Raw genomic sequence first — 26,821 nt, forward strand, 5'->3', positions numbered from 1 at the left:
TCGATGCCGATCTCGGCCAGTTGCTCCAGCACCATGAAGCGATAGGCCAGGTTGGTGATGATGATCGGCCGCTCGAACAGATCGGCATCGGAGACGCGCAGCAGCGTATCCTGGAAGGTGGAACGGGCGCCGAACAGCGGCAGGAACTGCTTCGGCCTGACCTCGCGCGAGGCCGGCCACAGCCGGGTTCCGGCGCCACCGCACATGATGAGAGGAATGATGCGTCCGGTCATGAAATCAATCCGTCAAATCCCGTGATACGCGCGGTACCATTTTGCAAAACGCCCAATGCCGTCGGCGATCGAGGTCGCCGGCCGGAAGCCGATGTCGCGCTCGAGGTCGCTGACATCCGCGTAGGTCGCCTCGACGTCGCCGGGCTGCATCGGCAGCATCTCCCTGATGGCTGGCCGCCCGAACTCCTTCTCCAGCAGCGTTATCACGTCCATCAGCTGTTCGGGATGATTGTTGCCGATATTGTAAATCCGCCATGGCGCCCGGCTGCTCGACGGATCGGGCCTGTTTCCGTCCCAATCCGGGTTTCCCTGTGGCGGCCGGCCGAGCAGGCGGACGATGGCCTGCACGATGTCGTCGACATAGGTAAAATCACGCCGCATGCGGCCATGATTGAACAGCTTGACCGGCTGTCCGGCGAGGATGGCCTTGGCGAAGATGAACATGGCCATGTCGGGCCGGCCCCAGGGACCGTAGACCGTGAAGAAGCGCAGACCGGTCGCCGGCAGCCGGTACAGATGGCTGTAGGAATGCGCCATCAGCTCGTTGGCCTTCTTGCTCGCCGCATAGAGGCTGATCGGATGATCGACATTGTCCCTGACCGAGAACGGCAGCTTGGTGTTGGCGCCATAGACCGAGGAGGACGATGCGAACAGCAGATGCTCGCAGCCATGATGGCGGCAGCCTTCGAGGACGTTGATGAAGCCTTCGAGATTGGCGTCGACATAGGCGTGCGGATTTTCCAGCGAGTAGCGCACGCCGGCCTGGGCGGCGAGATGCACCACGGCTGGAAAGCGATGCTGAGCGAACAACGCCTTGATGCCGGCGCGGTCGACGAGATCGAGCTTTTGGAAGGTGAAGCCGGGCTGCCTCTTGAGAATGTCGAGACGCGCTTCCTTCAGCTTCGGATCGTAGTAGGCGTTGACGTTGTCGATGCCGATGACCTGGCGTCCGTCGGCGAGCAGCCGCTGCGTCAGGTGAAAGCCGATGAAGCCGGCCGCGCCGGTGACGAGGATGGGATGATCAGCCATGGTCGCTCCGTCAGGGTCGCCACAGTTCGATGGCGGCGGGTTTGCTCGCGCGGTCGAGCTTCATCTTCACGTCGAGCACAAGACCGCTCTCCTCGCGCAGCAGGCCCTGTACGAGAGGCCAGCCTCCGGCGAGATATCGATCGTGCGACACGGCCAGCACGACCGCGTCGGCCGGACGCAGCGCCTCGATCGCCGTCAGGCCGATGCCGTACTCCTCGTGCACGGCCGCAGCATCGGCCAGTGGATCGGCGACCTGCACCTCGACGCCAAACGACTGCAATTCGCTGATGATGTCGATCACACGCGAATTGCGGATGTCCGGCACGTTCTCCTTGAACGTCATGCCGAGAATGGTGACGAGGCCACTCCGGCCCTTTCGTCGCAGCAGGCCGCGGATGCATTCGCGCGCGATGCGCCGGCCCATCTCGTCGTTGATGCGGCGGCCCGCCAGAATGACCTCGGGATGATAGCCCGCCTTCTCGGCGCGGTAGGTGAGGTAGTAGGGATCGACGCCGATGCAGTGACCGCCGACGAGGCCGGGCGTGAACGGCAGGAAGTTCCACTTGGTGGCGGCGGCGGCGAGCACGTCACCGGTATCGATCTCCAGTGCCTGGAAGATCAGCGACAGCTCGTTCATGAACGCGATGTTGAGGTCGCGCTGGGTGTTCTCGATCACCTTGGCCGCCTCGGCGACCTTGATCGAGGGCGCGCGATGGATGCCGGCGGTGACGACCGAGCCGTAGACGGCGGCGACGATCGCGAGCGTCTGCGGATTCTGCGCCGAGACCACCTTCGTGATGGTCTCGAAGCGATGCGTCTTGTCGCCGGGATTGATGCGCTCCGGCGAATAGCCGACGTTGAAATCCGTCCCCGCCTTCAGCCCCGAGCTGCTCTCCAGCAGCGGGACGCAGTCTTCCTCGACAGCGCCCGGATAGACGGTCGACTCGTAGACCACGATGTCGCCGCGCTTCAGAACGGCTCCCACCGTGCGCGTCGCGGCCAGCATGGCGCCGAGATCGGGCCGCCTTGCATTGTCGATCGGGGTCGGAACGGTGACGATGAAAAAATCGGCAGTTGCGATATCATCCGGCTCGCTCGTGAAGCGCAGGCCCGGCCGGCGCAGATCGGCCGCATCGACCTCGCAGGTCCGGTCCCTTGCGTCCTTCAGCTCCGCGACCCGGACCGCATCGATATCGAACCCGATCGCCGGGCAGCCTGCCCGCGCGAACGCAGCCGCGACCGGCAGGCCGACATAGCCAAGGCCTATCACCGCAATCTTCCGGCCATGAGACATAAATTGATATTCCGGTCGTTTCGGAGGCCATTGACGCCACCCCTGCGACTGTTTAGCCACCGGGGCATCAGGACCGCAAGGGGCGGCTAAGGCTCCCCCTCGACCCGGGGTCCGGCCTTGCCAGGACGGGAGTTGCGCGTATCGCACTCGGCTTGGAGCGTTTCAACCAAGAGCGAAGCCAGCCTGGCATGCGTGCGTTTTTGATTCTTCTCCTCCGGATCGTGGTGTCGCTGGCTCTGCTGTATCTCGCTCTGCGCGGGATCAACTTTGCGGCGATCCGTGAGCGGCTCAGCCAGATCAACATCGGCTGGATCGGACTGGCGGTGGCCATCACGCTGGTGCAGATCTTCATCGGTGCCCTGCGGTGGCGCGAGATCTCGGCGCTGTGCGGCGCGCCGCTGACGGACATGCAGGCGTTCCGCTACAACATGATCGGCGCCTTCTTCAATCAGACCCTGCCGTCCTCGATCGGCGGCGACGCCGTGCGTCTGTGGCTGATCGGGCGCACCGGCGCCGGCTGGCGCGCAGCCAGCTACTCGATCCTGACCGACCGCGCCGTCGGCTTCATTGCGCTGGCACTGATCATCGTCGCGAGCCTGCCGTGGAGCTATGGCATGATCGCCGACGAGCACGGGCGGCTGGCCCTGGTGCTGGTCGACGCGGCGGCGCTGGCCGCCGGCGTCGGCTTCCTCACCATCGGCTATCTGCCGGCCAAATGGATGAAGGCGTGGTGGCCGACGCGGCACGTCTATGCCTGCTCGGTGATCGCGAACAAGGTGATCTTCGGCCCAGGCACCGCTGCGAAGATCGCCGTGCTGTCGCTGTCGATCCATGTGCTGGCGGTCGTCATCGCCTGGTGCGCCGTGCGCTCCATCGCGGCGCCCGCCGCGTTCGAACAACTGTTCCTTCTGACCCCGCCGATCATGCTGATCACGATGCTGCCGATCTCGATCGCAGGCTGGGGCGTGCGCGAGGCGACGATGATGGTCGCGTTCGGCTATGCCGGCCTGGCGCCTGCCGACGGCACCGTCGTCTCGATCCTGTTCGGCGCGGTCTACTTCATCGTCGGCGGCATGGGTGGGCTGGTGTGGATCCTCAGCGCCGAAAAGGGCGCCGGCCGCCTCGCGGTTCCCGCTACGGTCGAAGACTGACCTACGCGGCGCGCGCCCATTCGTCGTGCCAGGCCTGCGCCATCAGCACGTTCCACAGCCAATAGGAATGATTATGGCGGCGGCTGACGTGCTCGTCGAACATGCGCGTCACCCGCACCGGATCGAACAGACCCTGCCGCCTCAGCCGCTCCGGCGACAGCAGGTCCGATGCCCAGGATCTCAACGGCCCACGCAGCCACCCGTCGAGCGGAATGCTGAAGCCCGTCTTCGGCCGATCGATCATCTCCGCCGGGACGTGGCGATACAGCACCTGTCGCACCAGCCATTTGCCACGGCCGTCCCGCACCTTCATGCCGGCGGGCACCCTGGCCGAGAACTCGACGACGTCCTTGTCGAGGAACGGAACGCGCGTCTCCAGCGCCACGGCCATCGCCGCGCGATCGACCTTCTGCAGGATGTCGTCGCTGAGATAGCTGAGGGAATCCGCCAGGGTCATGCGATCGAGCGGATCGAGCTGCGCCGCAAGCTGCCGCGTCTCGCTCCCTGCCCAACTCTCCTGCTCGATGCCGCCCAGCACCGTGCCGGCGGGATCCTGATCGATCGAGCACAGCGTCCGGTAGAGGCCATCAAAGCCGTCGGCGGCAATGACGCGGCCGAGCTTGGCGACCTGATCACCGGCATGCCGAACCTTCAGTCGAGCCGGCAATAGCGGCTGCAGCGCCCTGAGGACCGTATCGGCCGGCTCCGGAGCAATCGCGCCGAGGACGGCACCGATCGCGCGCCGCAGCGGCGTCGGCAGGCGACTCAGGCGCGCCTGCAGCGTGCCGCCCCAGACATGCCTGTTGTAGCCGCCGAACAGCTCGTCGCCCGCGTCACCTGACAGCGCGACGGTCACGTGTCGGCGCGCGAGCTGCGCGACCAGATGCGTCGGGATCTGCGAGGAGTCGGCGAACGGCTCGTCATAGATCCGCGGCAGCTTCGGCACCACGTCCATTGCGGTCCGCGCATCGACATACAGCTCGGTATGATCAGTGCCGAGATGCCGGGCGACCCTGCGGGCGTCCTCGGCCTCGTTGTAGCCGCCCTCGGCAAAGCCGATGCTGAAGGTGCGGACCGGCTGGCTTGCGCCTGCCTGCATCAAGGCCACGATGGTCGATGAATCGACGCCACCGGAGAGGAACGCGCCGAGCGGCACGTCCGACAGGCACTGCCGCTTCACGGCGACCGCCAGCAACTGCTCCAGCCGATCGACGGCCTCGCGCTCGTCGGCAATGCGGTCGCCCTGGGCGGCGACCACGCGATCGCGCAACGACCAATAGGGTCGCGGCACTGGCCAACTGTCGGGAGCCGCATCCGCCGAGAAGCTCACGAATGACGCCGGGGGCAGCTTGCGGATGCCGGTCCAGATCGTGGCGGGCGCAGGCACGTAGGAATAGCGCATGAACGCGGTGAGCGCCGCGCGGTCGAGCGACGGCGCCCAGGAGGGATGCGCCGCCAGCGCCTTGAGCTCGGAGCCGAACACCAGATCGGCGCCGCTCCAGCCGTAGAACAGCGGCTTCTCGCCGAAGCGGTCGCGCGCCAGGATCAACTGCCGGGTCTCGGCGTCCCACAACCCGAAGACGAACATGCCGATCAGGCGCTGAAGCGCCGGCTCGACGCCCCATCGGCTGATCGCGGCGAGCAGCGTTTCGGTGTCGGAATGACCACGCCAATTCGGTGCGGCGCCGTCGGCCTCCAGCTCGGCACGGACATCGAGATGGTTGTAGATCTCGCCGTTGAAGGTGACGGTGTAGCGTCCGCAGGCACTGTGCATCGGCTGCGCCCCGGCCTCGGAGAGATCGAGGATCGCCAGACGGCGATGTCCGAAGGCAAGTCCCCTCGCAGCACTGATCCAAGTGCCGGACGCATCGGGGCCGCGATGCGCCAACGCCGCCGTCATCCGTTCGACGATCCCGGCCAGTTGGGCCTCGTCGGCCCCGCCGGGGCGAAACAGGCCGGCTATGCCGCACATCGGGCCATCTCCGCCGCTTCGTCCCCCATTTGCATGGCTCAGTGCCCCTCACCGGTGTCGTGCAGCAACTCCGTCTCATGATGGGCCAGGAAACCGAGGCTTGGACGGCTGGTGCCGTAGTAATAGGGCAGCCCGAGCGCACGCCTCCAGCGCGACAGCAGCCGCGCGCCATCGTGACCAGCTTCGAATTCGGCCAACCGACCGTCGGCGATGGCCAGGACCTCGTCCGCGGTGTGGCGGATGTCGTCCGCCGAGTTGGTCTCCGGATGCGCACCGCTCCGGCCCAGCACGGCCGCGTCGAACACGCGCCAGCGCCAGGGCGACGTTGTCAGTTGGTGCTGCGTCAGCGCGGCGCCGTCTGCCAGTCTGACGGGCTTGAGGGCAAAACGGACGTCGCTGTTCCAAAGCTGGGCGTCGGTCGTGATCGCATTCACGATCGCACAGGGAATTCCGAAACTGACGGCGACATTCGTCAACCCGGACGTCGTCCCGATGAAGGCATGGGCATGGCGGATCAGGTGGATGTCCATCAGCTCCGATCTGAATTCGCTCAGTGCGTAGTCGATCGTGCGCGCCATCGGAGGAAGCCGCGGCGAGTTCGGACCGCCAAGCTTGACGACCCATCCGCCACGGGAGGTGACCAGACGAATGGCGTCCAGAGACGTCTCGATCGGCGCATTGCGGTGGGTCTGCCCTGTGCCCATGAACTCGAAATAATGCGCTGCGTCCCGGGTGTGCAGGCACACATACCAGTCGTCGGGCTTCATGCCGTACCTGGAACGGAACGCGTCGAAGCGAGCCGTTGCCGCTGCCGCCTCGCTCCGATCGTAGGCATCACGCAACGGATGCCCTCTTCCTTCGCGCTCCCATTGCTCGATGGCGATCGCACCCGCATCTTGCCAGGGAACGACCCGCCCATCCGGCAGCCTGAAGGCGTTGAAGTTCAACCCGCACCATCGCTGCAAGGACAGCAGTTCCTCACCCAGTCGCTCCGATACCGTTTCGCCGATCACCACGACCTTGCCGAAACTTTCAAACAGCTTGAAGAAGACCGCGTTGGCGATGCTATCGGGACGGACGACGATCACGGCTTCGCCTGACCACCAGCCCAGCGCTCGCATCCGAAACAGAATGTCGAGCATGCCCAGATGGCCGATCTGCGTCGCCCATTCCTCAGGAACGAGCCGCAACGTATCGAAGGTGACGCCGAGCCGGTCGAGCAGACGCTTCAACTCATCAGAAAGCGGTGGCGGCGATGCCCGCAGTTCCTGCTGCGCATCCAAAGCGCGCTCGTACAACCGAATTGCAATCTCGCCGCGACCGACATGCATCACACGCTGGCCCGTGAAGTTGCACAGGTCGAACAGCCGGCCTCGAGCGCCGCAGAGGAAGTCGAGGCTGTTCGGGACATAATACGGTGAATTCCGAGCCGCGATGTTCTGGTGGGGACGGAGAAAATGCAGGCTGCTCCGACACGCCCAGAACATCGCGTCGAGCGCCGCCGCGTCATCCCCTCCGATCACGTCGACCATGGCCTTGTAGAAGGCGAGATCGACCATCGCTTCGAGCTGTTCGGGCTTCGCTCCCGCCGCGGCATCGCGCGCTTCCGAAAACTCGCCCAGCTCGAACAAGGATCGAACCAGCGCGTATCTGGTCTCCGCATCATCGAACGCCAAGGTTTCGCGGCCGACAGTCCCGACCGCCTCGCGATAGGCGCCGATGCTGCTCAGGGCTTGAATCGAAGGGCCGGGGAAATATCGGCTGAGAGCCGTCGAAAAACGAAACTCCGGCCGAGCTGCAAGATGCGACGTCACATAGGGAAAATACGCCTGAGCCAGGCGCCGCCGGAGTGGAAGTCTCGCGGCGAAAGCGATGACCAGACCAAGGAACACCGCGCGTCGCGGCAGCAGGTTGAGGGTCGCTCCGACTATGACGAAGACCTGGTAGACAATCCGTCGGCGGCCGCCGCGCATCGGCCTTTGCTTTTGCAGTTTCATACGACCAAGTTCCACACAACCTTGAAATCCCGGATTCCGCGCGTTCGGATCAAGGCGGAGCCTGGACGACCGGCCGTTCAAGTCGCCTGCGCGCCAAGGATCACGTCTCGGGATGAGGACAGTACGCTCGCCGGGTCCAATGCGAGAATTCCCCGTGCAGACATCGCCGCCGCAAATGCCAACCAAGGATTGAGCCGATTGGATCGCAGCTATAACAGAGGTGCCGGGAATTTTCCAAGCCGAACATGGGGATGAACGCAAGCAAAACTGGACGAAATGAGAATTCAGAATTCTAAGCCCCGGTGGCGATTAGTCTCGGGGAGCCCCACCTTGAGCGAGGGTCCTCGATGGCTCGGACGAAGCGTGTCGGACGAACCCGCGTGGAGCCGGCGGCTCCTTGGCTGGAATTCAGCAACATCGGCATCATTTGCCGTCGCCAGTTCCGACTGGAAATGCCCGTTTGAAAGCCGCCGTCTTAACGATCTCGCGAGCGAGATAGCTCGTAAAGACTTGCGCGCCGCGCCTGTCCAAATGGCCGCCGCCGTCGATCGTCGTCAGGCCATCGAATGGCGGCGCGATCAGTTCGATGTTCAATTCCTTCGCCAGCTCTGCCGCCTGCTGGACGCAGGACTGGCTGTGCGGGACCAGTGTGAGCACGACCTCTCCGCCCACCTCGTGGAGAAATCTCTTCGCATAGTCGACAATCGCGGGGGTCGTATGACAGTCCGGATCACGGGCCGATAGCATCGGCTTGTTGCCCGCGGCGACATAGCCCGGATTGGCATCCAACCCCATGTCGCCGTCCGTGATGTTGCGATAGAGGCCGGTGGGCGAAAAATGGCCATTCTGATAGGCCGCAACGAGGTCCTCGATGCGCCAATGCAGATTGCGGCCGATCACCGTCAGGTACCCCCGCATTCGGTTGCGCTGGACGGCGGCGATGGGCTGCTTCTGCGGACCAAGAGTGACGCTGAGATCGTTGCTGAAAAAGTGCACGAACTGATCGTCGGCATTGATGACCCACAAACGCGGACGGATTTTCCAGCGCTGGATCACGAGCCGCGAGAACTCCCCGCCGCGAATGCCCACGAAGGCCATGTTGTAGATCCCCAATCGACCGAGCACCGGTGATTGCGCGAGCGTCTGCCGGTCTACCGCATAGCTGACGAAGGACGGGCCGAGAAAGACGAGATCGGCCTGCTTTGCGGCTTCGACCGATCCTCCCAGATTGCTGTAGAAGATATCCTGGTCCTGGATCTGCGGAATGCTGCGGCCGCCGAAATCACGATACCAGTTGGTGTCGCCTTCCCGTGGAATCTGCAGCAGCCCATCACGCAACGTCCACACGTCCGACGAAAAGAGCGACAGACCGAGCGAAAACGCGAGCGCGGCCGCCACGCCGACAATTCCGACTGCGATGAGATAGCGCCCGAATCCGCCCGGTTCAGCTGACTTTTCCGGTGCAGACCGGCCGACTGTCGACATGACGCAATTCCCGCTCGATAGGTTGTCTCGGTGGGTGTCGTGGCAGCTGCTTCGGCTCCGACAACGAGAGTCTAGACACGACGTCAGCCGGTGGAACAGAGGGCTTTCCACTCCTCCCCAGCTTGCTTTGCGCGCGAGAGCGCAGACCTATCGAGATGTCATCGGCATGGTCCATCGAGGGGTTTCTTGGCCGCGGCGGTCATCGGCTAGAGTGATTGCGCGAAACCCCATCATGGCATCATTGGATTGGCGTCGTTGGTCGAGTTGAGCTGCCATAGCAGAAGAATCATTGATCGAAAAGTGTCCGCCCCAGTCGAGAGGCTGGTCCCACGTCGCTGTCGTCAGGGAGCGACATCCCCCGAAATTCGCATCGCGAGAGGTGCGCCCAACTTGGCAGCGCCCTCAATCATTGATAAAGCAGCGCAATATGCAGCAACATCAAGAAACTTGTTATGCTCTTCACGCAGTTTGAGTTTCTGTTCCTGTTCCTGCCGGTGACCCTGGTCGGCTATTTTCTGCTGGCTCGCTTTTTCGCCGCTCCCGTCGTGCGCCTCAGCTGGCTCGGCGCGGCGTCGCTCACCTTCTACAGCTATTGGGACATTCACTTCGTCCCGATCATCATAATCTCCATCGTCTTCAATTATACGATGGGTCTGCTGATTGCCGGACAGACCGGCAAGCTCCGCACCGGCCTGTTTTCAGCTGCCGTCACGCTCAACCTGGCCGCGCTCGCGTTCTACAAATATACGAATTTCGGCATCCAGATCCTCAATGCGATCACCGCGTCGAAGCACCCCTCGCTCGCGATCGTTCTCCCGCTCGGCATTTCGTTCTTCACCTTCACTCAGATCGCCTACCTCGCCGACGTCTATGGCGGGTATTCCGATGAACGAAGCTTTGTGAAATACGGCCTGTTCGTCACGTATTTCCCGCATCTGGTCGCGGGTCCGATCCTGCATCACCGCGAGATGATGCCGCAATTCGGCTCGGAGGAGAGCCGACGGATTTCCATCGAGAAGGTCGCGGTCGGCCTCACGATTCTGACCATTGGACTTTTCAAGAAGTCGTTCATCGCGGACGGGTTCGGCCTGATCGCGAATCCCGTGTTCCAGGCCGCCAATTCGAGCCACCTTCACCTGATGGACGCCTGGGGCGGCGCGCTCGCCTACTCGCTGCAGATCTATTTCGATTTCTCGGGCTACTCCGACATGGCGATCGGCATTTCGATCATGTTCGGGATCCGGCTGCCTTTCAACTTCGATTCCCCCTACAAGTCGCTGAGCATCGTCGAATTCTGGCGCCGTTGGCATATCTCACTGTCGCGCTTCCTGCGCGACTATCTCTACATCCCGCTCGGCGGCAATCGCTACGGCGAGCATCGGAGAAACGCCAACCTCTTCGCCACCATGCTGCTCGGCGGTCTCTGGCACGGAGCAGGCTTCACCTTCATCATCTGGGGAGCGCTGCACGGGCTGTTTCTGATCGTCAATCATCGCTGGAGCAAATTCGTCGCGCAGCGACCGGGCCTCACCCACCTGTCGGCGACCGCCTGGTATGCGGTGGCGGCGCTATTGTTGACACAGTTCGTCGTGGTTCTGGCATGGGTTTTCTTCCGGGCCGACAATCCGAATGCCGCGGTCAGGCTCATCAAGGGAATGCTCGCCCTGTCCAACCCGGAGAAGATCACGGCAACGAACCTCGTCGATCCGCGCCTCATGATCGCGATCCTGGCAGGCTATGTCGCCTGTTTCACGCTGCCCAACGTGAACACGATGTTCGAGCGCTGGAAAGTCGGGCTGGAAACCTACCACAACCCTCGTCCCTGGAGCATTCTGAACCTGAAGTGGCGGCCGTCCCTGCCGTGGGCCATCGGAACTTCGATTGCGCTCGTGGCGGCGGTTCTGATGAACATCATTGCCGGAGACACCTCCCAGTTCCTCTACTTCCAATTCTGAACGCGCAGGAGATGGCAAGCGACGGGCCTCGGGCCCTCCCCACCGATATTCGGCACTCTGAAGGCGGATATGGTCTCGCCGAGGCTGTCCGGGCGGGCGGCGTGCCGGCGGCGCATCATCCGCTTGCAGCGGTCACGCCCAGCCATTAGCCTGATTCTGGCGCAATCAACTTCCAGCACGGCGCGGATTGCGAGCCAAACTCGCTAACTCCCGAAGCACAATCACCAAGGCGGGCTCGAACTTTGGCGCGGTATCTTGCGATCGTAGTGGCACTGTTCGCCATCGTCTTCCTGCCGCTGCTGGCTGTATTCGAATGGGTCGGCTGGCGATTGGGCGCGACCGTTCCGCTCTCGGTGCTCGCAGCCGAGCAATCGCGCACCGAACGGATGGTCTGGCTCGGCACCTTCAAGGACTACGCTCCCTACAAGCTCGAACGAATCAAACAGGTCCAACCCGAGGTTCTGCTGGTGGGAAGCTCGCGCTGCGGTCAGGCGCGCGAGCAGATGTTCCGTCCCTATGTCGCTTACAATGCGTGCCTGACAGCCTGGCCTCTGACGCACGTCGTGGACTTCGTCGATCGCGCGACCACGGTGGCGAAGCCGCGCGTGGTCATCGTGGCGCTGGACTACTTCCTGTTTGGCGATTTCCTCGCTGACGTCTGGCGGAAAGAGCGCACGATGGACTTCGCCCAAGGCATCGACTCGCATCGGCGGAAGCTGCACGACGTCGCGGACTTCGTCATGCGGAATCACGGAGATCTCGATGCGATCCGCTCGGCCATGATGACGCCGCAACTCGATCCCGTTGACAACAACAGGCTCGTCGGCACGGAGGCAATCCGCGGCAAGTTCGGATTCCGCAAGGATGGTTCCGTCATGGTCGCACCGCCCTATCGAAATGCAGCGGCCGAAACCTTGGCGCGCGGCGCTCAATACGTCACCTCCTCGTTTCCGGGCGCCCCTCATCTCAGCGAACGCGAATTTGGCGAGATCGAGCGACTGTCCAGGCTTTCCCGCGAGCGCGGGTTCTCGGTGGTTGCGATCCAATATCCGTTCCTGGAAAGCGCTGGCGCCTTTCTCGACACCGATGAGGCCTATTGGCCCTATTCCGGACTCTGGCGCGAGATCAGGAGTCCACAGACCGCCGAAAGATTTGCGCAGCTTGGGATCCAGTTCTTCGATATGAGCCGCACCGAGATATCGCGCGATTCCGGCAACTTCTTCGATCCTGCGCATCCCTCGGAAAGGGGCATGCTCAAGACCTACCTCGCCCTGCTGAACCGGCCCGAGTTCAGCAAGCTGTTTCCGCGGATCGACCGCAGCGCCTTGGCTGCCGATCTCGAAAAGGGACAGGGCGAACAGTTCGATCTCTATCACTGAGGCATGCTGCGAGAGACTTGCGTCTCCGAGGCTTTTCCGCGGAGCCCGCCCACCAGCGCGCCGCTGCCCGTCTCTCGTCGGAGCGTCCTCGGATCCATCCTCCGCCTGATTCGCCAGCACAGGCGCTGAGCATCGCCGTGAAAGGACGATGAGCTCTCCGGAAGCCGCGTTCCGACGCGACCACACAACCGTAAGCTAACAGGACTGTTTGTGCTGCTGCGCACACCTGATAAAGAGACCACCGGAAATGATCGGCCGCCGGCCCCTCCATCGCTCCGATCGCGGGACCGCGCTTGTTTTTTTCGCAACGAAATCAATGTCGAGCATGAAAGATGCAGATCGGAACGGGATTCGCGGTGCAGATGTGCCGGGCGACAGCGACGCTTTGCATCGGAGTCGCTCGGCCGGCGAATGACACGGTGGCCGATTGTCCGACCTCAGCCCGATCGAGCCGGAGGCGAATTCCTTGGATCAGGTGATCGATATGAGTGAGATGGATCTGGCCTGTCAGACGGTTCGCGCCTCCTGTGACTCCGGGCAGACGATTGCGTTCGTGTCCGGCAATTTCAACGTCGTGCACCCCGGACATTTACGGCTTTTGAAGTTCGCCGCCGAGCAGGCCGACGTGCTGGTCGTGGGCGTCAATCCCGATTCGACGCCAGGCGTGACCCTGGCGCAGGACATGCGCCTCGAAAATGTGCGTTCCATCGCCTTTGTGCACCATGTCGTGCGCTTGGAAACGTCGGCGTCCGACTTCATCGCGCATCTGAAGCCGACCGTTGTCGTCAAGGGCAAGGAGTTCGAGGATCGCGCCAATCCAGAGCAGGAGCCCGTGGACGCCTATGGCGGACGGCTGATCTTCTCGTCCGGTGAATTGCGCTTTGCGTCGCTGTCGCTGCTGGAACGCGACGCCAACATCGACATCTCCACGGTCCGCAAGCCGCAGGAATTTCCAAGGCGCCACGGCTTCGAGATCGGGAATCTGAAGGACCTGCTCCGCAAGCTCTCCGGCATGCGAGTCGCCGTTATCGGCGACCTGATCGTCGACGAATATGTCACTTGCGATGCGGTCGGCATGTCCCAGGAAGATCCGACCATCGTCGTGACGCCGCTGATGACCCGTACCTTCGTCGGCGGCGCTGGCGCGGTTGCGGCCCATGCGCATGGCCTCGGCGCAGACGTGAAGTTCTTCACCCTTGTCGGCGACGATGAAGCGGCGCGGTTCGCCCGCAACACGCTGGAACAGCATGGCGTGAACTTCAACGCCTTCACCGACCAGAGCCGGCCGACCACGCGCAAGCAGCGTTTTCGCGCGCTCAACAAGACGCTGTTGCGCGTCAACCATCTGCGCCAGCACGCTTCCGACGCCGACCTGCAGCGGCAGATGCTGACCTCGGTCGAGCGCGCCTTGAAGACCTGCGATCTGCTGCTGTTCTCCTGCTTCAACTACGGCTGCCTGCCGCAGGATCTGGTCGACGCGATCGCCGATCGCGCCCGCGCCCAGGGCGTGATGATGGCGGCCGACAGCCAGGTGTCCTCGCAGACCGGCGACGTCTCGCGCTTCAAGGGCATGACCCTGCTGACGCCGACCGAGCGCGAGGCCCGCGTCGCGCTGAACGACTTCATTTCCGGTCTCGCCGTCATCAGCGAGCGCCTGGTCGAACGGGCCCGCACCAAGAACCTCGTGATCACGCTCGGCGCTGAGGGCGCGCTGATCAATACGATGGCCGAGGGCATCTTCACCTCCGACCGCCTGCCGGCGTTCAATCCGTCGCCGAAGGACGTCTCCGGCGCCGGCGACAGCTTCTTCATGGCCTGCTCGATGGGCCTGCGCGCGGGCGCCGATATCTGGCAGGCCTCCTATCTCGGATCGCTGGCGGCCGCGCTCCAGGTTTCCCGCGTCGGCAACCTGCCGTTGACGACGGCGGAGCTGGTGCGGGAAATCGACGAGACCGGATTCAGCCAGGAGTAGGATGTCGACATGCGTGCCCTCCTGCTCGCGGCGGGGATCGGAAGCCGGCTGCGCCCGCTGACCAATACGACGCCGAAATGCCTGGTGCGTGTGCACGACCGACCCCTGCTGGACTATTGGCTCGACCTCGTCTTCGAAGGCGGCATCGAGCGGGCGTTGCTGAACACGCACTGGCTCGCCGAGCAGGTCCGCGCGCACGTGGCGCAGTCGCGCTGGCGCGACCGGATCGATCTCGTTCACGAAGATGAACTGCTCGGGACCGGCGGCACCGTGCTTGCGAACCGCACCTGGTTCGGCGACCAGCCGTTCCTCGTGGCCCACGCCGACAATCTGACCGATTTCGACGTCGCAGGGCTGCTCGCCGCCCATCGCAACCGCCCTGACGGCTGCATCATGACGATGCTCGCGTTCCGGACCGACGATCCGAGCTCGTGCGGGATTCTCGAGCTGGATGCTCAGCACAGGGTGATCGCCTTCCACGAGAAGGTCAAAAATCCGCCTGGGAACCTCGCCAATGGCGCGGTCTACGTCTTCGATCCCGCCGTCATCGCCGACATCGCCGCGCTGGGAAAGCCGATCGTCGATCTCTCCACCGAAATCATCCCCAACTATTTGGGACGCATTTTGTGCGTGGAAACCAGCGGTTATCATCGGGATATCGGTAACCCGGAAAGCTTGCGCCGGGCCCATTTGGAGTTTAATCACGAACCGCGCCGTGGCGGGGACGCTTGACGGGCGATTTTCGCTGCTGGGCTGGTCGCCTTCCCCCGCCAATTTGTATAAAGGTGCGCGCGACGCGCCAGCCGGCGACACGACAGGCGAGCCACGGGGATTGCTCAGATGAAGATATTCGTGACCGGAGCGTGCGGCTACAAGGGCAGCGTGCTCGTGCCGAAGCTCCTGAAGGCCGGCCACAAGGTCGTCGCATTCGACATCATGTGGTTCGGCAACTTCCTCGATCCGCATCCGGATCTCACCGTCGTCCAGGGCGACGTGCGCAATCCCGACGCCATCGACCTCACCGGCGTCGATGCCATCATTCATCTCTCCAGCGTCGCCAATGATCCCTGCGGTGATCTCGATCCCAAGCTGACCTGGGAGATCTCCTGCCTCGCCACGATGCAGCTCGCCGATCGCGCCTACCGCCACGGCATCAAGCGCTTCATCTACGCGTCCTCCGGCAGCGTCTACGGCGTCAAGGAAGAGGAGCAGGTCACCGAGGATCTCGAGCTGCTGCCGATCTCGGAGTACAACAAGACCAAGATGTGCGGCGAGCGCATCGTGCTGTCCTACAAGGACGACATGGTGGTGCAGATCGTGCGTCCCGCCACCGTGTGCGGCTACTCCCCGCGCCAGCGGCTCGACGTTTCCGTCAACATGCTGACGATGCAGGCGCTGATGAACGGCCGCATCACGGTGTTCGGCGGCGACCAGACCCGCCCGAACATTCATATCGACGACATCACCGATCTTTATCTGTTCCTGCTCGATCATCCTGAGCACACCGGTGTCTACAATGCCGGCTTCGAGAACATCTCGATCCTCGACATCGCCAATCTGGTCACCAAGCACGTGCCGGCCGAGGTCATCGTGACGCCCTCGAACGATCCGCGCAGCTATCGCGTCAACTCCGATCGCCTGCTGGCGACCGGCTTCCGCCCGAAGAAGACGGTGGAGGACGCGATCAAGGAAATCATCGGCATGTACTCGCAAGGCCAGCTCAAGAACGAGGACCGCTGGTACAATCTGAAATGGATGGAGAAGGAGGTCGTGAAATGAACGTCCTGGCCTTCAAGACCCCCGGCAGCCTGTTCGCCGACTACACCAGCCGCTTCAGCACCGTGCTGAAGGATTTCGACTGGTCCCCCGTCGAGAAGCTCGCCTACGATCTGCGCGACTGCTGGCAGACCGGCCGCCAGGTGTTCTTCTGCGGCAATGGCGGCAGCGGCGGCAACGCCAACCATCTCGCCAACGACTTCCTCTACGCGCTGTCGAAGACGCCCGGCTCCGGCCTGCGCGTGCACTCGCTGTCGTCGAACCCGTCGGTGATCACCTGCCTCGCCAACGACGAAGGCTATGACCAGGTGTTCTCGCTGCAGCTCGCGGTGCTCGCACGCAAGGGCGACGTGCTGATCACCTTCTCCGGCTCCGGCAACTCGCCGAACATCCTGAAGGCGCTCGAAGAGGGCAAGAAGCTCGGCATGACCAGCTATGCCGTACTCGGCTTCACCGGCGGCAAGGCCAAGGCGCTGGCCGACGTGCCGATCCATTTCGCGGTCGACGACATGCAGATCGCCGAGGACGCGCAGATGGTGATCGGCCACATGATCATGCAGTGGCTGTACGCCCAGCGCGGCGACATCATCACGACGCGCGAGGTCTGACGGGCAAGGACGATGGCTGCGAACGAAAAGTACCTGATCCTCGGCTCGAACTCCTTTTCGGGCGCAACCTTCGTCGACTTCCTGGCTGCCGCCGGTCACGACGTGATCGCGACCAGCCGCTCGGACGAGCCGCATGATGCGTTCCTGCCCTACAAATGGCAGAAGCGCCCAGGCAACGTGCGGTTCAAGCGCGTCGACCTCAACCACGATCTCGATGCGCTGAAGGCGCTGCTGGTGGCCGAGCGGCCGACCCATGTCGTGAACTTCGCGGCGCAGAGCATGGTCGGCGAGAGCTGGCTGTACCCGGACCACTGGATGATGACCAACGTCGTCTCCGCCGTCCGCCTGCACGACATCCTGCGCAACTATGACGGCCTCGATCGCTACGTTCATGTCACGACGCCGGAGGTCTATGGCTCGACCGAGGGCTGGGTGCGAGAGGACGCGCCGTTCAACCCGTCGACGCCCTATGCGGTGTCGCGCGCCGCCGGCGACATGAGCCTGCGGACCTATTTCGCCAACTACCAGTTCCCCGTGGTCTTCACCCGCGCGGCCAATGTCTACGGCCCGGGCCAGCAGCTCTACCGCATCGTGCCGCGCACCATCGTCGCCGCGATGACCGGGCAGAAGCTGCGGCTCGACGGCGGCGGAAAGTCGGTCCGCGTCTTCATCCACATGACCGACGTGTCGGACGCGACGGTCAAGATCGGCCGCAGCGGCAAGCTTGGCGAGACCTATCACATCTCCGGCTACGAGCTGGTGTCGATCCGCACGCTGGTCGAGATGATCCTCGCCCGGCTTGGCAAGAACTTCGAGGACTGCGTCGAGATCGGCCCCGAGCGGCCCGGCAAGGATACCGCCTACACGCTCGACAGCTTCAAGCTGCGCACCGAGCTCGGCTGGCGCGACACCTACTCGCTGGAGCAGGGCATCGACGACGTCATCGCCTGGGCGCGACGCTTCGAGGATGTCATGGCCAAGCTGCCGACCAAGTATGAGCATAAACCCTGATCGACCCAGCGCTTCCCTAGGGAAGCGCGCCCTGCGTCTCCCCGGGAGGCGCGACTGGAGAGCACGATGAACGTGGCAGTCCGGAACACCGCGGCCAAGCCCGACGTGGCCGCCCTGAAGGCGCAGGCGGCGAAGCTGCGCGGCAAGATCATCGAGATGTCGCACAAGGCGCAGGCCGCGCATCTCGCCTCGTCGTTGTCCTGCGCCGATGCGATGACGGCGGCCTATTGGCACGTCCTGAACATCGACCCCAAGAACCCGACCGATCCGCTGCGCGATCGCTTTATCCTGTCGAAGGGCCACGCCGCCGCGGCGCTGTTCGCGACGCTCGCCATGAAGGGCTACTTCCCGATCGAGGAACTGGACACCTATTGTCAGGACGGCGGCCGGCTCGCCGAGCATCCGCCGGCGAACCTGCTGCCCGGCGTCGAGGCCGCCACCGGCTCGCTCGGCCACGGCCTGCCGCTCGGCTGCGGCATGGCGCTGGCCGGCCGCATCAAGGGTGAGACCTACCGCGTGTTCGCCCTGCTCTCCGACGGCGAGAACAACGAGGGCTCGGTGTGGGAGGCCGCGATGTTCGCCGCCGCCCAGAAGCTGGAGAACGTCTGCGTCGTCGTCGACTACAACAAGTGGCAGGCGACCGCGCGCTCCAACGAGACGCTGATGCTGGCGCCGCTGCGCGACAAATGGGCCGCGTTCGGCTGGGACGCGCACGAGATCGACGGCCATGACGTCGGCGCGCTGGCGGAAGCCATGCAGAACATCCCGAACGGCTCGGGCAAGCCGGTGGCGCTGATCGCCCACACCGTGAAGGGCAAGGGCGTGTCGTTCATGGAGGACGACAACAACTGGCATTACCGCGCCCCCACCGCTGAGGAAGTCGTCAAGTCGTTCAAGGAGCTCGGCCTGTCATGAGAAACGCGTTCGCGGACGAACTGACCAAGCTCGGCAACGAGGACAGCCGCGTCGTCATGCTGTCGGGCGACATCGGCAACCGCCTGTTCGACAAGTTCAAGGACAAGCATCCGAGCCGCTTCTTCAACTGCGGCGTGGCCGAGGCCAACATGATGGGCGTCGCCGCCGGCATGGCGATGAACGGCCTGCGCCCGGTCGCCTACACCATCACCCCGTTCGTGACGACGCGCTGCCTGGAGCAGATCCGCACGGACGTCTGCTATCACGAGGCTCCGGTGACGATCGTCGCGGTCGGCGCCGGCCTCGCCTATTCCGGCCTCGGTCCGACCCACCATGCCTGCGAGGACATCTCGTTCCTGCGCTCGATCCCGAACATGGTCGTGATCTGCCCGGGCGATGCCTTCGAGGTGCGCGGCGCCTTGCGCGCGGCGATGCAGCAGGACCGCCCGGTCTACATCCGCATGGGCAAGAAGGGTGAGCCGGTCGTTCACAAGGGCCCCATCGCTGACTTCAAGATCGGCAAGGCGATCACGATCGAGGAAGGCAGCGATGTCTGCCTGCTCTCGACCGGCAACATGCTTCCGGAAGCCGTTGAAGCCGCACACAAGTTGAAGGAGAAGGGCATCTCCGCCGAGGTCGTCAGCTTCCACACCGTGAAGCCGCTGGATGAGGACAAGCTCAAGCAGGCCTTCAGCCGCTTCAAGCTGGTCGCGACCATCGAGGAGCATTCGCTGATCGGCGGCTTCGGCGCCGCCGTCTCTGAGTGGCTCGTCGACAGCGAGACGCAGGCGAAGAAGTTCCTGCGCTTCGGGACGCCGGATGCGTTCTTCAAGAAATCCGGTGAACAGGAATATGCCCGCGAGGTGCTCGGCCTGACCGGCCACCAGATCGCGGACAAAATCATCCACGCCTTGAGCTGAGACATCACATGAAGACCCAAGCTGCCCTGCTGGTCCAGACCGGCCAACCGCTCGTGCTGGCCGAGATCGAGACCCCCGCCCTCAAGCCGGGCCAGGTGCTGGTCGAGATCGCCTATTCCGGCGCCTGCGGCACGCAGGTGATGGAGTGGCGCGGCGACAAGGGCGAGGACAAATGGGTGCCGCATTGCCTCGGCCATGAGGGCACCGGCACCGTGATCGAGGCCGGCAGCGCCGTCACCAAGGTCAAGGTCGGCGACAAGGTCGTGCTGTCCTGGATCAAGGGCAGCGGCATCGAGGCCGGCGGCGCCGTCTATGACTGGGACGGCAAGAAGGTCAACGCCGGCGGCGTCACCACCTTCCAACGCCACTCGGTCGTGAGCGAGAACCGCCTGACCCTGCTGCCGCCGGACCTGCCGATGGATGTCGCGGTGCTGCTCGGCTGCGCCGCGCCGACCGGCATGGGCGCGGTCTACAACGTGCTGAAGGTGCAGCCGGGCGATGCGGTCGCCGTGTTCGGCACCGGCGGCATCGGCCTGAACGCGCTGATGGCCGCCGCCCTCGCCGGAGCGATGCCGGTGATCGGCATCGACCCCAACCCGACCCGCCGCGCGCTCGCCCAGATCTACGGCGCCACGCATGTGATCGACGCGGCTTCCGACGTGCTGGCCGAGATCAAGAAGATCGTGCCGCAGGGCGTTGATCTCGCGGTCGAATCCTCCGGCATTCCGGGCGTCATGGATCAGGCCGTCAACGCCACCCGCCAGCAGGGCGGCCGCGCGGTCGTGATCGGCAATGCCAAGCATGGCGCGGCGCTGACGCTGAATCCGGGCGTGTTCAACCAGGGTAAGAGCCTGCTCGGCACCTGGGGTGGCGACAGCGTGCCCGATCGCGATTACGGACGCTATGGGCGCCTGCTGAGCTCCGGCCGCTTCCCGGTGCGGGACCTCTTGTCGAAGCCCTACAGCCTCGCCCAGGCCGACCAGGCGCTGGCCGATCTCGCCGCCGGCAAGGTCGGCCGTCCGCTGATCGACATGTCCTTGCGTTAAGTCCAGGTCATTTAAGTCCAAGCCATGCGGATCGGGATCGACTTCGACAACACGATCGCCTGCTATGACGGCGTGTTTCATGCGGCGGCCCTCGAGCGCGGCCTGATCCCGGCCGATCTCGGCCGCGACAAGAACAGCGTCCGCGACCATCTCAACGGCAGCGGGCGCAAGGACGACTTCACCGAGCTGCAGGGCTATGTCTACGGCGCCCGCATGGACCTGGTGTCGCCCTACCCCGGCTTCGCCGCGTTTGTCACGGCGGCCCGCGCCGCCGGCCATGACCTGTTCATCGTCAGTCATAAGACGAAGCACCCCATTCTCGGGCCCAAGCACGACATGCATGCCGCCGCGCGCGGCTTCCTGACCGATCGCGGCCTGATGGGCGAAGCGCCCGGACAGATCGCGCCTGACCGGGTGTTCTTCGAGCTGACCAAGGACGAGAAGGTCGCCCGGGCCCATGCGCTGGCCTGCGAGCTGTTCGTCGACGACCTGCCGGAGATCCTGGCCATGACCGGCTTCCCCGAGGGCATGCGCAAGGTGCTGTTCGATCCGGAGAACCAGTTCGCGGCCAAGGCCGTGCCGTACGAGCGCCGAGTCTCCTGGGCCGAGATCGCGGCGGATGTCGTCCGTGACCCCCACTGACGCCGGCGCGGATCGTGATGCCGCCCTGCTGGCGCTGGCGCAGCGCCTCACCGCGCAGGCCGGCAGAGCGAGCCCGACGGCGCTGACCCGGCTCGCCGGCGGCCGCAACAACCAGGTCTTTCGCGTCGACACCGCAAACGGCCCGCTGGTCCTCAAGCGCTACTTCACCGACGCCCGCGACACCCGCGACCGGCTGGGCGCCGAGTGGAGCTTCATCAGCCATGCCTGGTCCCACGGCGTCCGCGTCGTGCCGGAGCCCTTGGCCTGCGACCGCGCCGAGCAGGCGGGCCTCTACAGCTTCGTCGCAGGGCGCAAGCTGACCGCGGCAGAGCTCGCGCCCGCCCATGTCGATGCCGCGATCGACTTCGTGCTCGCGGTGAACGCCCCGCCCCGCCCCGCGCTGGCGCCAGGATCGGAAGCCTGCTTCTCCCTCGCCGAGCACCTCGCCACCGTCGAGCGCCGGGTGGCGCGACTGGCCACGCTCGATGCCGAGGTGCCGCATGTCGCCGACGCCCGGGCATTCGTGGCGGCGCGGCTGCAGCCGGCCTGGACCGAGGTGAAGGCAACCATTCTGCGCGGAGCGGCGGCCGAAGGGCTCGCCTTCGAGGCCGCCATCCCCGCCGATCAGGTCTGCCTGTCGCCATCCGATTTCGGCTTCCACAACGCGCTGATCGACGACCAGGACAAGCTCACCTTCCTCGACTTCGAATATGCCGGCCGCGACGACCCGGCCAAGCTGGTCTCCGATTTCTTCTGCCAGCCTGAAGTGCCGGTGCCGCTGCCGGTGCACGAGCATTTCATCGACCGGCTGACGGACGGCCTCGGGCTCGACGCGGCCAGCGTGGCGCGCTGCCGGTTGCTGATCGACGCCTACCAGGTCAAATGGACCTGCATCATCCTGAACGACTTCTTGCCGCTCGGCGCCACGCGTCGCGCCTTCGCCGACACCGGCGCCTGGGCGCAGCGCTGCGCTGCGCAGCTCGCCAAGGCCGAGGCACAGCTCAGCCTGATCGGCGCCACATCCGATTAACCGACACTCACACGCCCGGAGATATTCATGGCCTATCGCGAGTTCGTCAGTCTCGTCCACAAATCGACCAAGCGCGACTATCTCGCGCGCGTCACCCAGCGCGACAAGGCCGATGTCGCGGAGATGGCGATCAAGTTCGACTACGACTACTGGGACGGCAGCCGCGAGACCGGCTATGGCGGCTACAAATATGACGGCCGCTGGCGCAAGGTCGCCGACGCCATGATCGAGACGTACGGCATCAAGCCGGGCATGCGCGTGCTCGACGTCGGCTCCGGCAAGGGCTTCATCCTGCACGATTTCCGCGAGGCCATTCCGGACCTCGAGGTCGCCGGCATCGACATCTCGTCCTACGGCGTCGAGCACACGATGGAGAGCGTGAAGCCGTTCTGCCAGGTCGGCTCCGCCGCCAAGCTGCCCTACCCCGACAAGTATTTCGATCTCGTCATCTCGATCAACACGCTGCACAACCTCTACAACTACGATCTCGATGCCGCCTTGCGCGAGATGGAGCGCGTCAGCCGCGGCGCCAAATATCTCTGCGTCGAGGGCTACCGCAACGAGCGCGAGAAGGTGAACCTGATGTACTGGCAGCTCACCTGCCGCATCTTCCACACTCCTGAGGAATGGGCCTTCGAATTCAAGCGCTCCGGCTACACCGGCGACCACGAATTCATCTTCTTCGAATGAGTGTGAGCTGAGAGCGTCGACAGGCGCTCTCGCGACGCATCGGCGCCCGAGCTGTGATCTGATCGTCGCCCTTTCGACACGAGAGGGCGCGAGGAAGGCCGGGAGCCTGCCGCCCCCATGGCCCGCCTGCGAAAGAAAATGCAGGCGGCAGGTACCACAGGTTCGGCTGGGACATCCCGGCCTTCCCCGCGCGACTGGTTTTAACGGTGTCCTTCGTGCTCTCCCTGGGGATCGGCTTTCTTGCCCCCATTTGCGACAACGCGCCTTAAGGCACGTTGCGCAGACCTCAGCGTCGAGAGGCCAGGACCACACGACTTCGCCGTCCGCGCCGGCCAGCGCTCGTCTGGCGCAGCCCTCACGTCCATCGCAGCCCACCTCCACGTATCGTGACGACGCGTACGTCCCTCTGCATGAGGCGGGATGACGAGAGAGAACCATATTTTCCGATAAAACGAAAGAAGAATATTTTTCCTGGCGGGACTGGACAGGGGTGATGCACCTGAAGATGCGGGCCAATTCGTCGTGTACGCGCACGCAGGACCAGTTCGGCCACCAGCGCCGCCTCGCCGGCCGACACCCACGCAAAACGAGTGCAGAGCCCGCATGCCGCTTTTGCGATCTTTGCAAAATGTATTTATAAATTGGCGGCGAACATCGCGAGCGGCGGGGAACGGGGCTGTCATGACGAAGTCATTGAAGGTGGCGATTGCCGAAGGCCTGCCCCCCCAGACGCTGTTCAAGCTGCGATCGATCAAGCGCGCGCTGATGGGGCAGCCGCCCCCCGAACGGCCGCAGGCCGCTGCGGAGCCGCAGCCCGAACCGGCGCCTCAACCGGCCCCCGCGCCGGTCGTCGAAGCACCGTCGGAGCCGCGGACGCGGCAGACCGAAGCCCTGGAGCGGCTCGACGCCCACAAGATCAGCGCGCCGTATTTGTTCTTCGACGTCGACGACGTCCTGATCCTGCCCGCCAAGGAGATCGCGCGGACGCTGACCTTGAGCACGATGTACATCAACAGCGCCGACGTCAAAGGCGACATCGCCGAATTCGGCACCATGGGCGGCTTCACCGCGCGCACCCTGGCGAACGCGATGGTGTTCGACCCGCGCTATCAGCCGAACCAGCCGCTGCGCAAGCTGCGCCTGTTCGACAGCTTCGAGGGCCTGCCGGAGATCACGGCGCAGGTCGATCTCGAGTCGCAGCACGTGAAATCGGGCACCTGGTCGAAGGGCGGCTGCCGGATTCTCAGCGCCGCGGATCTGCGGACCATGGTCGAGGCGATCATTCCGCCGAGCCGGGTCGAGATCTACGAGGGCTGGTTCGCCGATACGGTGAAGCTGCTCCCGGACGACACGCGCTTCGCGCTGATCCATTTCGACGGCGACCTGTATTCGTCGACCATGGACGCGCTGGTGCCGTGCTTCGAACGCGGCTTGATCTCGAAGGGCGCCGTGCTCTGCTTCGATGACTGGAACTGCAACGAGGCCGATCCCGAGGCCGGCGAGCGCAAGGCCTGGGCGGACCTCGTCAGCCGCTTCAAGATCGTCGCCAGCCATTCCGGCGACTACTCGATCCAGGGCACCAAGTTCATCATTCATTCCTATCTCGGAATGAAGCCGAGGGCTTGAGCAGCATGCGCTTCGCTTTCGTTGCGTCGCGGCCCCATGCGGTCAGAGGGTGAGTGCATGAATTGTCCCTACACCACGCTGCCCGCGAGCAGCTTCTGGCGCCAGGCCGTCGCCGAGCGCAGCCCATCCGATCTCGATCCGCATCTGACCGCGCGGCTCCGCTTTGGTCCGGATCAGCGCGTCGCCTCGGCTGGCAGCTGTTTCGCGCAGCACATCTCTCGTGCCCTGAAGGAGCGCGGCTACAACTACTACGTCACTGAGCCGGCGCCACCGCATCTGACGCCCGAGCAGGAGGAGCGCTTCGGCTACGGCCTGTTCTCCGCCCGCTACGGCAACATCTACAGCACCCTGCAACTGCTGCAGCTGGTGCAGCGCGCCTTCGGCGCTTTCCGGCCAGCCGATCAGTTCTGGACCGACAGCGACGGCTGGGTGTTCGATCTGCTGCGCCCCCGCATCACGCCGCGCGGCTACGTCTCGATGGTCGAAGCCGAGGCCGATCTGAAGCGGCACTTGCAGGCGGTCCGGAAGCTCATCGAAACCACCGACGTCTTCATCTTCACGCTCGGCCTCACCGAGTGCTGGGTCTCGAAGCTGGACGGCACGGTGTATCCGACCTGTCCGGGCTGCGGCAGCGCCGGCGACTTCGACGACACCAAATACGCGTTCCACAATCTCTCTGTCATCGAGACCACCGGCTATCTTGCCGAGGCGATCAACCTGATGTCGGCCGCCAATCCGCGCCTGCAGATCATCCTGACGGTTTCGCCGGTCCCGCTCGCGGCCACCATGGAGCCGCGCCACGTGTTGCAGGCCACGACCTATTCCAAGAGCGTGCTGCGCGTCGCCGCGGAGGAGATGGTCCGGCGCTACGACAACGTGCATTACTACGCGTCCTACGAGATCATCACCAATCCGAAGAACGCGGGGAGGTATTTCGCCGACGATGCGCGCTCGGTCACGGCCGACGGCGTCGCGCGCGCGATGAAGCTGTTCTTCGCGCAGTTCACCGCAGAGGACGCCGGCTCAGAGGTGCGATCCGCCGGCGACGGCACAGCGAGGCGGCCGACTGCTCCGGCCGCGGCGCCGCAAATCATCTGCGACGAGGACGAGTTCTACCGCGCACTGGCCGCGCGCCGGAGCAACTGAGGACGAGCGGCAGCCGAGGCTGTGATGTAAGGGGACGTATCAGCGTGGACACCGAGCTCGAGACGGTTCTGCCGGTCTATATCGTCGGCGACAGCCATTCGCTGCCGTACCGGAACATGGTGTTCCGGGAACGATGGACCGGTGCCTGGGTGATGGCCCGCACCAAGTACATCCCCGGCGCCACGGCGCGGGAGTTCTACGATCCGGCCACCGGCGAGTTTCATCCCGACTTCATCGCCTTCCTCGAATACGAAGGCCTCGTGCGCAACGGCCGCGCGACGCACCTGTCGATGGACGAGACCGACTTCGCCATTGCCAAGGCGGTCGGCCAGGCCGTGCGGCCGCCGCTGATCATGATCACCGTCGGCGAGATCGACGTTCGCGGTCCGCTCCTGCAACTGCTCAAGGACACCTACGACTTCGTTCCGCCGTTCGCCACCACGCTGCCGCTGCTCGACAAGCCGCTGGTGCCTTGGGATCTCATCGACGAAGCGATCGAGGCGCGGCTCGGACCGTTCGTCGCCGGGCTCGATCAACTGGCCAAGGCCGGCTTCAAGCGCGTCTACGTCCAGAGCGTGGTTCCTCCAACCCGGCAGGAGGCGCGCATCCGCGAGCTGCAGAGCTACGATTGCCCGGTGTCGGTGCGCACCAAGCTGGTCCAGGCGTTCAACTGGAAGCTGGCGCAGAAGGTGCGCTCGGTGAACCTGTTCATGGTCGACCGCTGGTCAGACCTGACGGACGGCGATCTGTTGCGTCCGGAGTTCGATTTCGACGGGGTGCATCTGCCGCCCAAGGGCGCCCGCCTCCTGCTGGAGTCGCTGATCGATCACGCGATCGACAGCCGCGGCCTCGTGGCCAATCATCCGCGTTACGAACTGTATTATCGAATGGCGTGCGGGCTGGATCCGTTCCAGCCCACCAAGCCGAACGCAGCATGAGGACAG

General features: G+C 64.3%; 23 protein-coding genes. 17 read left to right on the forward strand and 6 right to left on the reverse strand.

The genetic code is table 11. From position 1 onward, the window contains the following. The 3 genes from QX128_RS25720 to QX128_RS25730 form a co-directional block, all read right to left on the reverse strand. Positions 1-233: sugar phosphate nucleotidyltransferase (locus QX128_RS25720; protein ID WP_316238870.1), on the reverse strand; the 233-nt coding region annotated here is incomplete at its 3' end. A gap of 12 nt (positions 234-245) precedes the next feature. Continuing rightward, a complete protein-coding gene (locus QX128_RS25725; RefSeq protein WP_316238871.1) occupies positions 246-1,262 on the reverse strand; it encodes an NAD-dependent epimerase in 1,017 nt (338 codons plus the stop codon). Between the two features lie 10 nt (positions 1,263-1,272). Then, complete coding sequence (locus tag QX128_RS25730) at positions 1,273-2,556, reverse strand: nucleotide sugar dehydrogenase (RefSeq protein WP_316238872.1); 1,284 nt, start codon at positions 2,554-2,556, stop codon at positions 1,273-1,275. Positions 2,557-2,744: 188 nt separating this feature from the next. Between QX128_RS25730 and QX128_RS25735 the strand changes: the two genes are divergently transcribed. After that, complete coding sequence (locus QX128_RS25735) at positions 2,745-3,707, forward strand: lysylphosphatidylglycerol synthase transmembrane domain-containing protein (protein WP_315805308.1); 963 nt, start codon at positions 2,745-2,747, stop codon at positions 3,705-3,707. 1 nt (position 3,708) lies between these two features. On the opposite strand, the gene asnB is transcribed toward QX128_RS25735, so the two are convergent. From asnB to QX128_RS25750, 3 genes are all read right to left on the reverse strand, one after another. Continuing rightward, a complete protein-coding gene (gene asnB / locus QX128_RS25740; protein ID WP_316238873.1) occupies positions 3,709-5,679 on the reverse strand; it encodes an asparagine synthase (glutamine-hydrolyzing) in 1,971 nt (656 codons plus the stop codon). Positions 5,680-5,717: 38 nt separating this feature from the next. Continuing rightward, entirely contained in the window at positions 5,718-7,676 is a 1,959-nt protein-coding gene (locus QX128_RS25745; RefSeq protein ID WP_316238874.1) for a TIGR04372 family glycosyltransferase, read from the reverse strand. Positions 7,677-8,099: 423 nt separating this feature from the next. Next, a complete protein-coding gene (locus tag QX128_RS25750; RefSeq protein WP_316238875.1) occupies positions 8,100-9,161 on the reverse strand; it encodes a hypothetical protein in 1,062 nt (353 codons plus the stop codon). A gap of 452 nt (positions 9,162-9,613) precedes the next feature. Between QX128_RS25750 and QX128_RS25755 the strand changes: the two genes are divergently transcribed. From QX128_RS25755 to QX128_RS25830, 16 genes are all read left to right on the forward strand, one after another. Then, on the forward strand, positions 9,614-11,116 hold the full coding sequence (locus QX128_RS25755; RefSeq protein ID WP_316238876.1) for an MBOAT family protein: 1,503 nt from the start codon (positions 9,614-9,616) through the stop codon (positions 11,114-11,116). A gap of 266 nt (positions 11,117-11,382) precedes the next feature. Then, on the forward strand, positions 11,383-12,495 hold the full coding sequence (locus QX128_RS25760) for a hypothetical protein (protein ID WP_316238877.1): 1,113 nt from the start codon (positions 11,383-11,385) through the stop codon (positions 12,493-12,495). A 484-nt stretch (positions 12,496-12,979) separates the two neighbouring features. Continuing rightward, a complete protein-coding gene (locus QX128_RS25765) occupies positions 12,980-14,467 on the forward strand; it encodes a PfkB family carbohydrate kinase (RefSeq protein WP_410053180.1) in 1,488 nt (495 codons plus the stop codon). A gap of 9 nt (positions 14,468-14,476) precedes the next feature. Further along, positions 14,477-15,199 carry a nucleotidyltransferase family protein gene (locus QX128_RS25770; protein ID WP_316238878.1) on the forward strand — a complete coding sequence of 241 codons (723 nt, stop codon included), beginning with the start codon at positions 14,477-14,479 and terminating at the stop codon, positions 15,197-15,199. Positions 15,200-15,307: 108 nt separating this feature from the next. Then, positions 15,308-16,246 (forward strand): NAD-dependent epimerase/dehydratase family protein, encoded by a 939-nt coding sequence (locus tag QX128_RS25775; protein WP_257170486.1) that lies wholly within the window; start codon positions 15,308-15,310, stop codon positions 16,244-16,246. After that, positions 16,243-16,851: an SIS domain-containing protein gene (locus QX128_RS25780; protein WP_316183390.1), complete on the forward strand. Its 609-nt coding sequence runs from the start codon at positions 16,243-16,245 to the stop codon at positions 16,849-16,851. The genes QX128_RS25775 and QX128_RS25780 overlap by 4 nt, the downstream gene beginning before the upstream one ends. A gap of 12 nt (positions 16,852-16,863) precedes the next feature. Further along, the gene (locus QX128_RS25785) at positions 16,864-17,862 is read left to right on the forward strand and encodes an NAD-dependent epimerase/dehydratase family protein (RefSeq protein WP_316238879.1); all 999 of its coding nucleotides are present in this window, start codon (positions 16,864-16,866) and stop codon (positions 17,860-17,862) included. Positions 17,863-17,928: 66 nt separating this feature from the next. Then, positions 17,929-18,777: a transketolase gene (locus QX128_RS25790; RefSeq protein WP_316183388.1), complete on the forward strand. Its 849-nt coding sequence runs from the start codon at positions 17,929-17,931 to the stop codon at positions 18,775-18,777. Continuing rightward, positions 18,774-19,697, forward strand: coding sequence for a transketolase family protein (locus QX128_RS25795; RefSeq protein WP_316238880.1), 924 nt, complete (start codon positions 18,774-18,776; stop codon positions 19,695-19,697). Before QX128_RS25790 ends, QX128_RS25795 begins: the two co-directional genes overlap by 4 nt. 8 nt (positions 19,698-19,705) lie before the next feature. Then, positions 19,706-20,743, forward strand: coding sequence for a zinc-binding dehydrogenase (locus QX128_RS25800; RefSeq protein ID WP_316238881.1), 1,038 nt, complete (start codon positions 19,706-19,708; stop codon positions 20,741-20,743). 24 nt (positions 20,744-20,767) lie between these two features. Next, positions 20,768-21,385 carry a hypothetical protein gene (locus QX128_RS25805; protein WP_315805296.1) on the forward strand — a complete coding sequence of 206 codons (618 nt, stop codon included), beginning with the start codon at positions 20,768-20,770 and terminating at the stop codon, positions 21,383-21,385. Continuing rightward, entirely contained in the window at positions 21,372-22,415 is a 1,044-nt protein-coding gene (locus tag QX128_RS25810) for an aminoglycoside phosphotransferase family protein (RefSeq protein ID WP_316183385.1), read from the forward strand. Before QX128_RS25805 ends, QX128_RS25810 begins: the two co-directional genes overlap by 14 nt. A 27-nt stretch (positions 22,416-22,442) precedes the next feature. Beyond that, a complete protein-coding gene (locus QX128_RS25815) occupies positions 22,443-23,105 on the forward strand; it encodes a class I SAM-dependent methyltransferase (protein WP_012045559.1) in 663 nt (220 codons plus the stop codon). Between the two features lie 681 nt (positions 23,106-23,786). After that, positions 23,787-24,731 carry a TylF/MycF/NovP-related O-methyltransferase gene (locus QX128_RS25820; protein WP_316238883.1) on the forward strand — a complete coding sequence of 315 codons (945 nt, stop codon included), beginning with the start codon at positions 23,787-23,789 and terminating at the stop codon, positions 24,729-24,731. Between the two features lie 57 nt (positions 24,732-24,788). Then, entirely contained in the window at positions 24,789-25,877 is a 1,089-nt protein-coding gene (locus QX128_RS25825; RefSeq protein ID WP_316238884.1) for a GSCFA domain-containing protein, read from the forward strand. Positions 25,878-25,921: 44 nt separating this feature from the next. Then, entirely contained in the window at positions 25,922-26,815 is an 894-nt protein-coding gene (locus QX128_RS25830; RefSeq protein ID WP_315805291.1) for a hypothetical protein, read from the forward strand. The last annotated feature ends 6 nt before the right edge of the window (positions 26,816-26,821 follow it).

The organism is Bradyrhizobium sp. SZCCHNR1015, from assembly GCF_032489875.1.
Lineage (GTDB): Bacteria > Pseudomonadota > Alphaproteobacteria > Rhizobiales > Xanthobacteraceae > Bradyrhizobium.